The organism is Enterococcus salsurae (genome assembly GCF_054784955.1).
This window is the reverse complement of sequence record NZ_BAAHWY010000002.1, coordinates 681,180-695,066: the sequence shown is the minus strand read 5'-3', so window position 1 is coordinate 695,066 and position 13,887 is coordinate 681,180. Positions and strand designations below refer to the sequence as shown.

13 protein-coding genes and 2 pseudogenes are annotated in these 13,887 nt (G+C 40.8%); 12 read left to right on the top strand and 3 right to left on the bottom strand.

Going from position 1 to position 13,887, the window contains the following annotated elements:
- Window positions 1-48: 48 nt before the first annotated feature.
- A complete protein-coding gene (locus ACYVRS_RS07580; RefSeq protein WP_054117105.1) occupies window positions 49-693 on the bottom strand; it encodes a CPBP family intramembrane glutamic endopeptidase in 645 nt (214 codons plus the stop codon).
- A 205-nt stretch (window positions 694-898) separates the two neighbouring features.
- Here ACYVRS_RS07580 and groES point away from each other — a divergent pair, with 205 nt between their 5' ends.
- From groES to ACYVRS_RS07550, 6 genes and pseudogenes are all read left to right on the top strand, one after another.
- Entirely contained in the window at window positions 899-1,183 is a 285-nt protein-coding gene (gene groES, locus ACYVRS_RS07575) for a co-chaperone GroES (protein WP_313536963.1), read from the top strand.
- A 28-nt stretch (window positions 1,184-1,211) separates the two neighbouring features.
- Window positions 1,212-2,840, top strand: a complete 1,629-nt coding sequence (gene groL, locus ACYVRS_RS07570) for a chaperonin GroEL (RefSeq protein ID WP_054117103.1) — start codon at window positions 1,212-1,214, stop codon at window positions 2,838-2,840.
- A gap of 311 nt (window positions 2,841-3,151) precedes the next feature.
- Window positions 3,152-3,709, top strand: a complete 558-nt coding sequence (locus ACYVRS_RS07565; RefSeq protein ID WP_152911933.1) for a YcjF family protein — start codon at window positions 3,152-3,154, stop codon at window positions 3,707-3,709.
- A gap of 129 nt (window positions 3,710-3,838) precedes the next feature.
- Entirely contained in the window at window positions 3,839-4,039 is a 201-nt protein-coding gene (locus ACYVRS_RS07560) for a hypothetical protein (protein WP_461197866.1), read from the top strand.
- Between the two features lie 170 nt (window positions 4,040-4,209).
- Entirely contained in the window at window positions 4,210-4,341 is a 132-nt protein-coding gene (locus tag ACYVRS_RS07555; protein ID WP_461197865.1) for a hypothetical protein, read from the top strand.
- A gap of 3 nt (window positions 4,342-4,344) precedes the next feature.
- Window positions 4,345-5,658: pseudogene (locus ACYVRS_RS07550) on the top strand (glycosyltransferase family 2 protein).
- Window positions 5,659-5,703: 45 nt separating this feature from the next.
- Here ACYVRS_RS07550 and ACYVRS_RS07545 read toward each other — a convergent pair.
- A pseudogene (locus tag ACYVRS_RS07545) lies at window positions 5,704-5,856 on the bottom strand (UTRA domain-containing protein); the annotation flags it as partial.
- Between the two features lie 39 nt (window positions 5,857-5,895).
- On the opposite strand from ACYVRS_RS07545, the gene ACYVRS_RS07540 reads away from it, so the two are divergent.
- Window positions 5,896-6,222 (top strand): nucleoside triphosphate pyrophosphohydrolase family protein, encoded by a 327-nt coding sequence (locus tag ACYVRS_RS07540; RefSeq protein WP_312499528.1) that lies wholly within the window; start codon window positions 5,896-5,898, stop codon window positions 6,220-6,222.
- The gene (locus ACYVRS_RS07535) at window positions 6,215-6,670 is read left to right on the top strand and encodes a GNAT family N-acetyltransferase (RefSeq protein WP_313539655.1); all 456 of its coding nucleotides are present in this window, start codon (window positions 6,215-6,217) and stop codon (window positions 6,668-6,670) included. The genes ACYVRS_RS07540 and ACYVRS_RS07535 overlap by 8 nt, the downstream gene beginning before the upstream one ends.
- A gap of 302 nt (window positions 6,671-6,972) precedes the next feature.
- Here the strand turns inward: ACYVRS_RS07535 and ACYVRS_RS07530 are convergent, their stop codons facing one another.
- Complete coding sequence (locus tag ACYVRS_RS07530) at window positions 6,973-7,116, bottom strand: hypothetical protein (protein ID WP_162838233.1); 144 nt, start codon at window positions 7,114-7,116, stop codon at window positions 6,973-6,975.
- 206 nt (window positions 7,117-7,322) lie between these two features.
- Here ACYVRS_RS07530 and ACYVRS_RS07525 point away from each other — a divergent pair, with 206 nt between their 5' ends.
- The 4 genes from ACYVRS_RS07525 (at window position 7,323) to ACYVRS_RS07510 (ending at window position 13,752) form a co-directional block, all read left to right on the top strand.
- The gene (locus tag ACYVRS_RS07525; protein WP_461203074.1) at window positions 7,323-8,801 is read left to right on the top strand and encodes a UDP-N-acetylmuramoyl-L-alanyl-D-glutamate--2,6-diaminopimelate ligase; all 1,479 of its coding nucleotides are present in this window, start codon (window positions 7,323-7,325) and stop codon (window positions 8,799-8,801) included.
- A 337-nt stretch (window positions 8,802-9,138) separates the two neighbouring features.
- The gene (locus tag ACYVRS_RS07520; RefSeq protein WP_313539661.1) at window positions 9,139-10,758 is read left to right on the top strand and encodes a C40 family peptidase; all 1,620 of its coding nucleotides are present in this window, start codon (window positions 9,139-9,141) and stop codon (window positions 10,756-10,758) included.
- Between the two features lie 158 nt (window positions 10,759-10,916).
- Window positions 10,917-11,864: a hypothetical protein gene (locus ACYVRS_RS07515; protein ID WP_313539664.1), complete on the top strand. Its 948-nt coding sequence runs from the start codon at window positions 10,917-10,919 to the stop codon at window positions 11,862-11,864.
- Between the two features lie 220 nt (window positions 11,865-12,084).
- Window positions 12,085-13,752, top strand: coding sequence for a peptide ABC transporter substrate-binding protein (locus ACYVRS_RS07510; protein WP_461203073.1), 1,668 nt, complete (start codon window positions 12,085-12,087; stop codon window positions 13,750-13,752).
- The last annotated feature ends 135 nt before the right edge of the window (window positions 13,753-13,887 follow it).

Genomic DNA, 13,887 nt, shown 5'->3' with positions numbered 1-13,887 from the left:
CAAAAGAGAGAAGTGCGCATGGATTACGCACTTCTCTCTTTTTTCAGGTTATGGGACTTGAATATATCCGCTTTGGACAAGGACTTGTATGATGATCACTAAGGTATTCATACCAACATGGGTGATCATTGAGGTCCAAATACTACCTGTATACGCATAAAGACCTGAGAAAAATAAACCTAAGAAAAGATAAACCAGGATATGGCCATCATTATGGGCAAGAGCAAAAGCAAAGGCACTCACGACAACACCAATCCACACATGGGTGTATTTGCCAATGATACCCACCAATGCACGTCGGAAAACGAATTCTTCCATGATGGGTCCTCCAACCATCGCAGCCAAAGCAAATAAAGGTTGTTGTAAAATGATTTGGATAATGTTCGCGGTATTTTCTGAAGCAGTCACTTCACCAAACAAGGACTCAATATAGACGGCAACATTCTGCAACAAGATAGCCAATATAATACCCGATAACCCATAAATAACGATTGCGGATGGTTTACTGCGTTTGTGTTCGAAAGCCAAAGGTTCTCTCTGGAAAAAATAGAGACCAAACATGATCATGGCGCCAGCTAAGTAGCCAATTGTGGTCGCAGGAACGGCCAAGCCCGCGTGAACAAAAGCGCTAGGCAAGAAAAACACAATGCCGTATGTAAATATGGTGGCAAATGAATATTTTGATAATGACATGATCTAGGGATCACACTCCTTTGGTTTATTATAAACTAGTGAAGCAAGAGAAATAAAGCCTGAATGTTCAAAAAGAAAACGAAAAAAATAATCAAAAGGCTTGCAAAAGCAAAGGAAAATGAGTAATATTAAAACTGTGAGTTAGCACTCGTTGGATGAGAGTGCTAATCGAAAAATTGACTATAACTTATTGGAGGGATTTATCGTGTTAAGACCATTAGGTGATCGCGTGATTATCGAAGTCGCAAAAGAAGAAGAAAAAACTATAGGCGGAATCGTTCTTGCTTCAGCAGCAAAAGAAAAACCACAAACAGGTACCGTGATTGCAGTTGGCGAAGGCCGCACACTTGAAAACGGTGAACAAGCTCCTGTTGCTGTCAATGTAGGCGAACAAGTCATGTTCGAAAAATACGCTGGCACAGAAGTGAAATTTGAAGGAACAGAATATTTGATCGTGGCTGCTAAAGATATTATCGCAGTCGTAGAATAATAAAAAAATAATTTGAGGTGAATCAATCATGGCAAAAGAGATTAAATTTGCAGAAGACGCACGCGCAGCGATGTTACGCGGTGTAGACAAATTAGCAGATACAGTGAAAGTTACCTTAGGACCAAAAGGCCGTAACGTTGTTTTAGAAAAATCTTATGGCTCACCATTGATCACAAATGATGGCGTAACGATCGCAAAAGAAATCGAATTAGAAGATCATTTTGAAAACATGGGCGCAAAACTAGTCGCAGAAGTTGCATCAAAAACCAACGATATCGCTGGTGATGGTACAACCACTGCTACATTATTGACACAAGCCATCGTCCGTGAAGGGTTGAAGAACGTGACTGCAGGAGCAAATCCTTTAGGCATTCGTCGCGGGATCGAAATGGCAACAAAAGCAGCCGTTGAAGAATTACACAGCATTTCATCGATCGTTGATTCAAAAGAAGCCATCGCACAAGTCGGTGCAGTTTCTTCAGGCAGCGAGAAAGTCGGTCAATATATTGCTGATGCAATGGAAAAAGTCGGCAATGATGGTGTGATCACGATTGAAGAATCAAAAGGAATCGAAACAGAATTGGATGTTGTTGAAGGTATGCAATTCGACCGTGGTTACTTGTCACAATACATGGTCACTGACAATGACAAAATGGAAGCAGCTTTAGAAAATCCATATATCTTGATCACTGACAAGAAAATTTCTAACATCCAAGATATCTTGCCATTGTTAGAACAAATCTTACAACAATCTAAACCATTGTTGATCATCGCTGACGATGTAGATGGCGAAGCTTTACCAACACTTGTCTTGAACAAAATCCGTGGTACATTCAATGTCGTAGCTGTGAAAGCACCAGGATTTGGTGACCGTCGTAAAGCAATGTTAGAAGATATTGCTGTTTTAACTGGTGGTACAGTCATCACCGAAGATCTAGGTCTTGAACTAAAAGATGCGACGATCGACAACTTAGGTCAAGCAAGCAAAGTCGTTGTTGATAAAGACAACACGACAATCGTTGAAGGTGCTGGCGATAAAGGCGGCATCGACGCACGTGTGCAATTGATCAAAAACCAAATCGCAGATACAACTTCCGACTTTGACCGTGAAAAATTACAAGAACGTTTGGCTAAATTAGCTGGCGGTGTTGCAGTGATCAAAGTGGGTGCGCCAACAGAAACAGAATTAAAAGAATTGAAATTACGTATCGAAGACGCATTGAACGCTACTCGTGCTGCTGTTGAAGAAGGCATGGTCTCTGGTGGGGGAACTGCCTTAGTGAATGTCATCAGCAAAGTGGCAGCGATCGAAACAGATGGCGATGCAGCTACAGGTGTCAGAATCGTTCTACGTGCATTAGAAGAACCAGTACGCCAAATCGCTGAAAATGCCGGCTACGAAGGTTCAGTGATCATCGATAAATTAAAACATGCTGATCTAGGTGTTGGTTTCAACGCTGCGACTGGCGAATGGGTAAACATGCTTGAAGCAGGTATCGTTGACCCAACTAAAGTGACCCGCTCAGCATTGCAAAACGCAGCATCTGTTGCAGCGTTGTTGCTAACGACAGAAGCGGTTGTTGCGGACAAACCAGAACCAGCAGCGCCAGCAGCACCAGCCATGGATCCATCTATGGGCATGGGCGGCATGATGTAATCTCGTATCAAAAGTAAGACCTCGATTATTCGAGGTCTTTTTTTTACATATTTTTATGATTGTCATGATTCGGCGAATCAGTAAGTTGTATCTTTAGATTTCACAAGCATACTACGATAGAATGAATATATAGTAGCTCATACATGAGGATCTTAACTACATAGGAGGTTTTTTTTGTGAAAAGTTGGAGAAAAAAACAAGAACCAGAGAACCAGATAAATCATCAAGAAGAAAATCAGATTCTTGACAATCAACCATTCAGTGATGAAGATGCAGAGTTTGCTTCTTTTTTTAACGCCGCTCTTGAAAAGATGCCGAAAAGAACCGCAGCGATTATCCGCAAAAACTACGGACGTTCGAAAGAGCAAGCAGAAAAAGTAATGGCAAAAGGAAAGGCCCAGTCAGACCGTGTGTTTGATGAATTTTTATTGGGTGTCGATGACGCCACGCAAAAGAAAGCCCATCGCACGATCCATGCGGCATCATTGACGGCGGCGATCATTGGCTGTTCGCCTATTCCTTTTTCAGACGCCTTTTTGCTGGTTCCGGTACAATTAACGATGATGGCACGTTTATATCGACTATTTGGCCGTTCGTGGACAGAAGGGTTGACCAAAAGCTTTTCTAAAGAATTGGTCGTTGTTACTTTTGGTCGAAGTGTTGTCGGCAATGTATTGAAGTTTGTACCGGCTGTCGGCACTGTCGCTGGCGCCGCTGTCAATGCAACGGTCGCTACTGGCATTACTGAGGCATTGGGATGGGTCACAGTCAAAATGTTAAATGATGGTGAAGATGTCTTTGATCAAGTGATGTCTTTCAAAGGACAGTTTCATACATTGGTCAATGCGTTGAACCGTAGTAAAAAATAAAAATTAATGTGAAAGACTTCATCTAAATCAAATTGAGTTTCCGTTTTGTGTTGGTGTACTATGGTGAATATTCGTATCTTAAAAACGGATTGAATAACACTGTAAGAATAAAGTGTTGGAGGGGAAAGTATGAAAAAAAGAGTGACCCGTGAAGAAGTGAGTCAGAAATTAGTCCCAGATGCCTACTTTGAGTCAAAGCATAGTCCTCTGAGATTTCGGCAAACAATGGGTGTGATCATCACGTGGATATTGGTATTTGTTCCATTTATATGGCTGTCGATCCCGTTCTTTTTTCCAATGACGGCAGATTGGTTAGACTTCCGAGTCTAATTTGAAGAACGATTGGCACTTCTGTACTTAGTTATCTTTCTGGTCAGTGCCTTCTTATTCTTAAGCGTTTTGTTCGTTTTGATGACACGACGGAATAATCGCCGATTCAAACAGCAATTACAAAAAAGTCACTGCATGATGAAGCGGGATTGGCAAAACGGATGGCCTTGATGGAAACATTTTATGAAGAGCGTTTTGGGGATCAAGAAGCAAGGCACAATGCCAGATATTATGTCATGGATCCGGAACAAAACATTGGAGAAACTGAAATTCAAGACCTTTTCCATAGAAACGGGGTGTAGCCGATGTTTTCTGTTTTTAATACAGGTTATGCCTGGTTGGATACTTGTTTGTATATCTTGATGATGATTCTTTTTACCTACCCAATATTAGGTGGCTTTGTTTGGTTCATCGGTGTGCTGTGTCACAATTTCTTATTCCGCTTCCGTCAATTGGATTGGATCCTGATCCCAGAAGAAATTGAGCCGATGATCACGATCATGGTTCCCGCACATAACGAAGAGGTCGTGATCGAGGATACGATCCATTATTTGATGCAAAATATCAATTACCAGAACTATGAAGTGCTAGTCACTGATGACGGATCGACAGACCAAACGCCTGCGATCCTCACACGACTAATGGCATAGTATGACAATTTACGGGTCATTCGAATCGAGAAGAATCAAGGGAAAGCCCATGCCTTTAATATCGGGATTGGTTTTGCCAAAGGAAAACTGATTTTAAGTAATGATGCCGATACCGTTCCTGAACCGGATGCACTATGGAAGTATGTCAATTACTTTATCCGGCAAGACGCCATCAATATTTCAGCAATCACGGCCAATATGGACGTCTAAAACCGAACCACGATCATCGGGAAATCGCAAACAGTGGAATTTTCGAGTATAGTAGGAATTATCAAACGGACGCAACAAGCAGTCCTGGGCGTGATCTATGCGTACAGTGGTGCCAATACAATGTACCGCAGAGAAGCTCTATACGATGTAGGATTATTCCGTCAAAATCGGGCCACAGAAGACATCAGTATTGCATGGGATCACCAATTCCAAGGTTGGCTGTCGTTGTTTGCGCCAAAAATCATGTTTTTCATGGAAGTACCTGAATCGATCAAAATGCTTTATCGCCAAAGAAAACGTTGGGCTAAAGGCGGAACGAAAGTATGGTTGACCAATTTCAAACGCGTCTTCCTGCATCCATTTGAAAATCTTGGTCGTACATTTATGTTCATTGATCAAAGCCTCAGCATTATCTGGTCCTTTTTCTTTTGGATTTCTTCGTTTTTATTTATCCGTTCCTTAGGCTACTTTTTGATTGAGGGAAATTCTGAACGAATCTACCATATGTTTACGATGGCCTTCCTGTTCGTTTGTTTTGAGATGATCGCAGGCACCATTCAATTATTAGCCAGTTTATTAGTAGATGATGGTCGTAAAAAATTGAAATATTTCCGTTTTGCACCATTCTATATGCTTTTCTTCTGGATGATCAATGCAGTGACGATCGTCACAACGTTTATTCCGGCTGTTAAAACGATTCTAGGCTTTGGCAGCGGGGTTTGGGTCAGTCCGGAGCGACAGGGTCAAGGGAAGAAATGAAGTAGCGCTACAAAAAAAGAAAGCAGAGATGCTTTCTTTTTTTGTTCAAGGTTCGGATATATAGTAAATTTCTCTATTTTGAAAAGGATATCTAGTTTGGGAAAATTCAAATGGACGGCCATCTGAAAGACGCGCGACTTGTTCTAATTCCAAAATTGGATCAGCTGGATCCACTTGTAAGTAGTTAATATCATAGGTGTAATAAAATATGCTATAATCACGCTAAAAGGAGTCATTATGCATATCAAAGAGTATCAAAAAGCCATCTTACAAAATAAAATCAACCATCAGTTTAATACCACGAATGTTGAAAAAGAATTTTTAGCACTTTATGGAGAAGTAGCTGAAGCCTTCGATGCCTATCGCAAAATGGAACCAATAGGAGAGGAATTAGCTGATGTGGCGATCTATCTGTTTGGTTTAGCGGAAATTTTACAGGTAGACTTAGAAAAAGAAGTACAAGCGAAGATGATGATCAACGAGAAGAGGCAATATTCTGCTTACGGAAACGGCTATGCTAAAAGAATAGATATTGAGAGTGATGAGGAGCGAAACAATGGATAAGCTAAGAATTGTACCATGGACAAGTGAATATTTTGAAACAACTGTGGCACACTATATCCATGTTTTTTCTGCTGAACCTTGGAATGATGAACTGACAGTTCCGCAAATCAATGCGTATGTGACCGCACTGACGGCGATGAATACATTTCTCGGCTATTGCTTATTTCAAGAAGATTCTAGTGAGCCGATTGGCTTCTCATTAGGTTTTATCAAACCGTGGTACCAAGGGACAGAATATGTGATCGATACTTTCTTGATTACGATTGATCATCAAGGTAAAGGAGCGGGAGCAGTATTTATTCAGCTGATCAAGGAAGCGTTGCGTCAAAAAAATATCCCCACGATCTTGCTGGATACCGAATCAAATATGCCTGCTGCCGACTTTTATCGGAAAAATGGATTTAAACCATTGCCAGACAATGTGACATTCTATTTGTCATTAGAATAGTATAACTGAAATACCCCCAAGGCACTGTAACGTTACACGTGTCTTGGGGGTTAGTTATGCACATTATCAACAGGTTTATCCACAATATATTGTGGGAACTTATTTTCGCATACGAAATATTGTGTTTTTTCTCGTTTGTTCTATCTAAAATCAAATATATAAAAAGTTGAATCTTTTAGATAAGTAAATTAAACGAATTCATTTTTTACATTCATACACTCCAACAAAACTTGTGAACTTAAAAGATTGGGCAATCCTTTTCTAATCGCTAATTACCCCAAAAAAAGAAACGTAATCATCCATTACGCTTCCTTTTTCGGGGCTTTTTGTTTCTTCTCGTCTGTGGTCGGTACGGAATCTAAGGCTTTCTTGAAAATTTCTTCTTTTTTCTTTTTATATTCGTGCTGGCGTTCAGCATAGACTTTTTCTTTGGTCTTGGTTTTCATACACGGTCACCTCTTTCTTAATAACACTATAGCATAATTTCACAAACTTGCAAATATAATTGCTCAAAACATTGAATTAACCGCCTTTATTTGAAAAACGATTGTGAAATAAATCATATTCTTTAAGCTGTCATTAAGTTTCAGATGGTATAATTATTGATAAGAAGAAAAACAACACCAAAAGTTGATATAGGAAGTGATAGATGATGAAGGTACGAACGTTGATCAAGCATTGCTTTTTGATGGCACCTGTAGCAGAAAAAGTGAAAGATTTAGACATTCAACAGGTCGTCAAAGATAGCCGAAGTGTTGCGAAAAATAGCTTGTTCGTTGCCATCCGTGGGGCCAACTGTGATGGACATACAAAAATCGCAGAAGCAAAAGAGAATGGCGCCATCGTTGCTGTTGTGGAAGAAGTACCATCGGACACTGAGATTCCCTACATTTTAGTACCTGATACCACACGGGCATTGGCGCAAATTGCAGCAGTATTTTACGGACATCCGAGTCAATCGTTGCAGCTGGTTGGGGTGACTGGAACGAATGGGAAAACGACTGTCACGCAATTGATTAGCCAATTGGTGGATTTGTTGGGGGATAGACCAGGTGTGATCGGCACGATCCATAACCGAATTGCTGAAAAAACAATGAAGACGATCAACACGACCCCGGATAGTTTATGTATGCAAGCGTTGCTTGCAGAAATGGTGACAGCAAAAGTGCGAGTTGCTGCAATAGAAGTCTCTTCGCATGGACTGCATGGTGGCCGTACATGGGGTGTCGATTTTGATGTTGCCGTGTTTACCAATCTCACACAAGATCATTTAGATTATCATGGTACAATGGAAAATTATTTTCAGGCCAAAAGTTTATTGTTTGCCCAATTAGGGAATCAAGCGCTGCTTAACAATAAATGGGCTGTGATCAATTGTGATGATCCTTATGGTCAGCGGTTGTGCCAATTGACCAGTGCCAATGTGTTGACCTATGGCTGTCATGGTGAGGGTATGTTGCAAGCAGTGGATTGCAGTATCGCCAGCAATCAGACACAGTTTACGTTAACCTTTCGCGAAAAATCATATCCGGTTTCTACTGCACTGATTGGAGAATTTAATGTAGCCAACCTTTTGGCAGCTATTGGTGCCATGTTAAGTTTAGGCTGCGACATTGAAACATTGGTGCCGCTGATTCCAGCACTTAAACCCATTACTGGTCGTTTTCAAACAGTTGAAAATAAAAAACAAGTTACAACGATCGTAGATTATGCCCACACTCCTGACGGATTAGAGAAAGTGCTGCAAACGATCCAAGCAATTGCGACACAAAACATCTATTGTGTCGTTGGTTGTGGCGGAGAAAGGGACAAAATAAAGCGTCCGCTGATGGCCGAAGCAGCCTTACGTATTGCAGATCGCGCCATTTTCACTATGGATAATCCAAGATCAGAAGATCCAGAACAGATTGCAAAGGATATGGTTGCCCAAACGGAGAGAACGAATTATGAGATCATCCTTGATCGTCAAGCAGCCATTTTTCATGCTTTAGATATAGCGCAACCAGGGGACATCGTTTTAGTTGCAGGAAAGGGACATGAAACAAGTCAGACGATTGGGCAGAAAATCAGCCATTTTGATGATCGAGAAGTGATTCGTTCCTATCAAGTAGTTGAACAAATCCATCATTAAACAACAACAGCTGCTTCTTTATGACTGATGAAGGTGCAGCTGTTGTTTTGAGGTTTTTTAAATAAATGTTTCCTTTCCGTTAAGAAGGGACAGAAAAAAATGTTATTCTCGTTTGGCCATTTAAAAATAACCCTATATTTGACCGCAAGAACATAACGAATCTCTGTGATCTTTGATTACAGGGATTTTTTTCAATATAGATTAAAGAAACAGGCATAATAATAACGAAAAAGATAAAATAATGCGTATTATTAAAGGTATAGTAAAAAAATACAAGTTGAAAACAATACCATTCATTTTGATTATTTGTTAGAATGGGGTTTCAGGGGGTGTTTAATTGGAATCTCGTAAAGTCATGCGCAAGCGTTCAATCAAACATAAACGATCTCTTTTTGTTCAAAAAGGACTGGGGATCACAGCTGCTCTTGCATCAACATCAGGTGTGTTTACATCATTGGTTCATGCAACAGAAACAACAAGCAGCACATCAAATTCTGCAACAGCCACATTGTCGAAATCGTCAAGTGCAACAACGATCAATCAACAATTTAAGACCACCGCATCTTTGAATGTACGTGCATCTGCTTCTACAAATGCGTCGATCGTTGATGGTGTCGCAGCAAATACAACGGTCAAAGCAGTTGCCAAACAAAGCGGTACGTCCGTCAATGGCAATACGACTTGGTATAAACTGTCCACAGGCGGTTGGATCTCTGGCGCCTATGTTCAAAGTACGTCTGCCTCGTCTTCATCAACAGCGAATGCGTCGACAGCTTCATCATCTGAGTCTGCTATTTCAAAAAGTGTCAAAACGACGGCGGCATTGAACGTGCGAAGCAACGCCCAAACAAGTGCCAGTGTTGTCCGCGGTTTGAGTGCCAATGCAACTGTTAAAGTTGTCGCGCAAAAAAGCGGTACATCTGTCAATGGCAATACAACTTGGTACAAGTTGTCTTCTGGCGGTTGGATCACAGCAGCTTATGTCCAAAATGTGAGTAGTTCGTCTTCTACCAACACATCCAACAATAATACAAGTACTGCCGAAACAACGATCAGCAAAAATGTGAAAACGACAAGTGCCTTAAATGTACGTTCCTCAGCTTCTACCAGTGGGCGTGTTGTAGGCAGTCTTAGCAATAGTACAACGGTCAAAGTGGTCGCACAAAAAAGCGGTACAACTGTAGGCGGTACGAATATCTGGTACAAACTATCCACAGGTGGTTGGATCACAGCAGCTTACACACAAGCTGTTTCCTCAAGCACAACGAACAATTCGTCTAATTCGGGGAATACGTCAAGCAATACATCAACCAATAACAATACGAGTACTGCAAAAGAACAAGCTATCAGCAAAAATCTCCAAACGACAACAAGTATCAACGTGCGTTCAGACGCTTCCACAACAGCTAGTGTGGTTTCGAGCCTAAGCAGCAATGCAACAGTCAAAGCTGTTGCACAAAAACAAGGCACGACTGTTAGTGGCACTGCAACGTGGTACAAGCTGTCTAGCGGCGGCTGGGTGACAGCAGCCTATGTCAAAGAAGTCAGCAGCTCGTCTAATACTGGCAATAGTTCATCCAATACCAATGTATCAACAAGCGTTAATGGTGCAGCCATCGTTGCTGAAGCCCGCAAATACATAGGTACGCCATATCAATGGGGTGGCAAAGGGCCAGATGTGTTTGATTGCTCTGGTTTTACCCGCTACGTTTTCTTACAAGTGACTGGGAAAAATATTGGCGATTGGACCGTTCCGCAAGAAAGCGCCGGTACGATCATCCCTGTTTCTCAAGCACAAGCTGGAGATTTATTGTTCTGGGGAGAAAAAGGCAATACGTATCACGTAGCGATTGCTACGAGCAACTCAAGTTATATCCATGCGCCTAGTACAGGCTATACAGTGACGGAAGCCAAATCTGGTTTTGGCACTGCAAGTTTTGCACTGAGAGTGAAATAAAAAGATGTCCAGCAACAGGAAACTGTTGCTGGGCTTTTTTGTAGGAAGACAGATTATAGTCGTATAAACCAATTAATTGACATAAATTTATCCTCTATTTAAACTTTTATCTATACCGTTTTTAGGTATAGAAACTAGGTGTAGAAAGAGGGGGAAAAATGAATAAAAAAGAGGAGAATACACTACGTAAGTTTGCTGCACCAATCGGTTTGTCTGTGGATCACAACAACGGTGTCATATATGGGGTGTATCAAGGCTATCATCTGTACTTGATCCGAGCAAATAACAACAGCTATTCGTTTACAGTCAATTTTTCTTTAAATAAAGCGGGGGAGCTTCCGCAACAAGATGAAGTAAAACAAGTGGTGAAAGAATCAAAAGACATCATCGACTGTGTGATCCAAGGCTACCAAGTGACCTATACACTACGTGGTGCAATGACCGTTGCTAAAACGGTGGACAAGCTCGAACCATCCTTACAAACGATCACGGCATTTTTACAAAAAATGGGGTATCAAGATGCCTGTGCATTATGCGGAAAAAGTGATTCAACTGTTGCGCTTTATACCGTTAGTGGTGCACCGGCGATTCTTTGCGATGATTGTTTTAAAAAACAACAAGAAGCCGTGAATATTCAAAACAGAGAGCAAGGAAATGTCAAAGAAAATGTATTATCTGGAACAGTGGGCGCCTTTTTGGGGTCATTGATAGGTGCAGGTGCAATTATTTTATTAGGACAATTTGGGTATGTTGCGGCAATTTCTGGTATCGTCATGGCTATTTGTGCAATCAAGGGATATGAGTTGCTTGGTAAAAAAATGACGACCAAAGGCATCTTGATTAGCTCAGTAATCATGTTGGTGATGGTCTATATCGGCAATCGGATAGATTGGTCGATCAGTGTCGCAAACTATTATACAGATGTTGATTTGTTTTATGCTTTTAGAATTTTGCCTGATTTGATCAGAGAAGGTTATTTGGAAGCAAGTCAATATTATGGAAACTTAGCAATGGTGTACTTATTTACGGCAATTGGGGCCATACCAACGATTATTGCAGCAGTGCGTGACAGCAAACAGACGCAGGAAAGTTACAAAATGTTATAAAAATCAGCTGAAATAAAAAAACGTGGAGGAAGTGATTTTATCCACGTTTTTTTATTTTATTTGGCATTTAAATAACGTTTACAAATAAATTATAGCAATTAGATAAAAAATATATGAGAAAAAAGCTTGCTTTTATAATTATTATTTATTAAAATCTTATTTACATTCAGAGTTTTATCATTATTCTGAAAATTGAGAAAAACAACAAGGGGTAGGTAGGATGAAGAAAAAGTGGGGATATGGGATCGTCGCAGTCTGCGGCATCGTATTAGCTGGTTGTTCAACTGGAGGCACATCCAGTACTGGAGAGAGCAACACATCTGGCAGTGGATCGGCAGCTGCAGAACAAGTGTTTAATGTCGTTGTACAACAAGAAATGCCTAGTGCAGATTTATCATTAGCAACAGATACAATTAGTTTTAGTGCGTTGAATAATGTCTATGAAGGGCTATATCGTTTAGATGCTGACAGCAAGCCAGAAGCTGCAGGTGCTTCAGAATTAGCAGAAGTCAGTGATGATGGCTTAACCTATACATTGAAATTAAGAGAAGATGCGAAATGGTCTAATGGAGAGCCAGTGACCGCAGCTGACTATGTATATGGCTGGCAACGCACTGTGAGTGCTGAAACTGGATCTGAGTATGCGTATTTGTTTGCACCAGTTGCAAACGCTGAAGCAATTACAGCAGGGGATGCGGATGCATCCGAGTTAGGGATCAAGGCAGTCAGTGACTATGAATTAGAAATTACTCTGAATACGCCAACACCGTATTTCCCTTACTTATTGGCATTCCCATCTTTCTTCCCGCAAAGTCAAGCGGTGGTTGAAGAAAATGGCGATCAATATGCCCAAACAAGTGACAATTCTGTCTATAACGGACCTTTTGTTCTTAGTGGATTTGATGGTCCTGGTACGGATACAGAATGGGCTTATGAAAAGAATGATCAATACTGGGATAAAGATAGTGTCAAACTTGATACCATCAATGTCAGCGTAGTCAAAGAATCTGCAACGTCATTGAATCTATTCCAAGATGGCCAAGCAGATGATGTGATTTTAACCGGTGAATTGGCACAACAAATGGCGAACGATGAAGCGTTTGTATCTGAACCATTGGCACGGACATCTTACCTAGAATATAACCAAATCGATGAAGATTCTCCTTTCCGCAACGAAAATCTGCGTAAAGCAATCTCTTATGCAATTGATCGCGATGCTTTGGTTACATCGATTTTAGGAGATGGTTCACTTGCCTCAACAGGACTGGTTCCATCAGGGATGACATTTAGTCCATCTGATAATACAGACTTTGTCGATGAAGCTGGCAGTGTCATCGAATATGATCAAGACAAAGCGAAAGAGTATTGGGAAACAGCTAAATCAGAATTAGGGATCGACTCTCTTGATTTTGAAATCTTAGCATCTGATACGGACTCTACGAAGAAAGTCATTGAATACATTCAAAGCGCTGTGCAAGATACATTAGATGGCGTAACGATCTCACTAAGTCCAGTACCATTCTCCGTACGTTTGGATCGTTCAAATACAGGCGATTTTGATGTTGTGATGGGTGGATGGGGTGCTGACTATGCAGATGCAAGCAGCTTTACTGATCTATTTGTTACAGGTAATTCTTATAACCGTGGTCAATGGAGCAATGAAGATTACGATGCAGCTGTTAAGGCGTCAGCGTCAACCAATGCAGGAGACCCAGAAGCACGTTGGCAAAACCTGTTAGACGCTGAAAAAATCATCATGGATCAACAAGGTGTGACACCTGTTTATCAAAACGTGGAAGCACATTTACGTGCACCAAAAGTTAAAGGTGTGGTATCCCATGGTGCCGGCGCACAATATGATTACAAATGGGCATCGATCGAAGAATAATCAAAAAAAGAGCTTGCATTTGCAAGTTCTTTTTTTGATGTATCTTGTTCTTACTTACACAATGTTAGTGCTGTAAACGGATACGAAGAATGATAAAAAAACAAAAAAAGATAGCAAGGACAAGTGGATGTCCTT

Excerpts from the sequence above, each read along its gene's own strand:
- ACYVRS_RS07510 (WP_461203073.1), top strand. The coding sequence starts at position 12,085 with ATGAAGAAAAAGTGGGGATATGGGATCGTCGCAGTCTGCGGCATCGTA.
- ACYVRS_RS07565 (WP_152911933.1), top strand. The coding sequence starts at position 3,152 with ATGCCGAAAAGAACCGCAGCGATTATCCGCAAAAACTACGGACGTTCG.
- ACYVRS_RS07540 (WP_312499528.1), top strand. The coding sequence starts at position 5,896 with ATGCATATCAAAGAGTATCAAAAAGCCATCTTACAAAATAAAATCAAC.
- ACYVRS_RS07525 (WP_461203074.1), top strand. The coding sequence starts at position 7,323 with ATGAAGGTACGAACGTTGATCAAGCATTGCTTTTTGATGGCACCTGTA.
- ACYVRS_RS07555 (WP_461197865.1), top strand. The coding sequence starts at position 4,210 with ATGGAAACATTTTATGAAGAGCGTTTTGGGGATCAAGAAGCAAGGCAC.
- ACYVRS_RS07560 (WP_461197866.1), top strand. The coding sequence starts at position 3,839 with ATGAAAAAAAGAGTGACCCGTGAAGAAGTGAGTCAGAAATTAGTCCCA.
- ACYVRS_RS07515 (WP_313539664.1), top strand. The coding sequence starts at position 10,917 with ATGAATAAAAAAGAGGAGAATACACTACGTAAGTTTGCTGCACCAATC.
- groL (WP_054117103.1), top strand. The coding sequence starts at position 1,212 with ATGGCAAAAGAGATTAAATTTGCAGAAGACGCACGCGCAGCGATGTTA.
- ACYVRS_RS07580 (WP_054117105.1), bottom strand. The coding sequence starts at position 693 with ATGTCATTATCAAAATATTCATTTGCCACCATATTTACATACGGCATT.
- ACYVRS_RS07535 (WP_313539655.1), top strand. The coding sequence starts at position 6,215 with ATGGATAAGCTAAGAATTGTACCATGGACAAGTGAATATTTTGAAACA.
- ACYVRS_RS07530 (WP_162838233.1), bottom strand. The coding sequence starts at position 7,116 with ATGAAAACCAAGACCAAAGAAAAAGTCTATGCTGAACGCCAGCACGAA.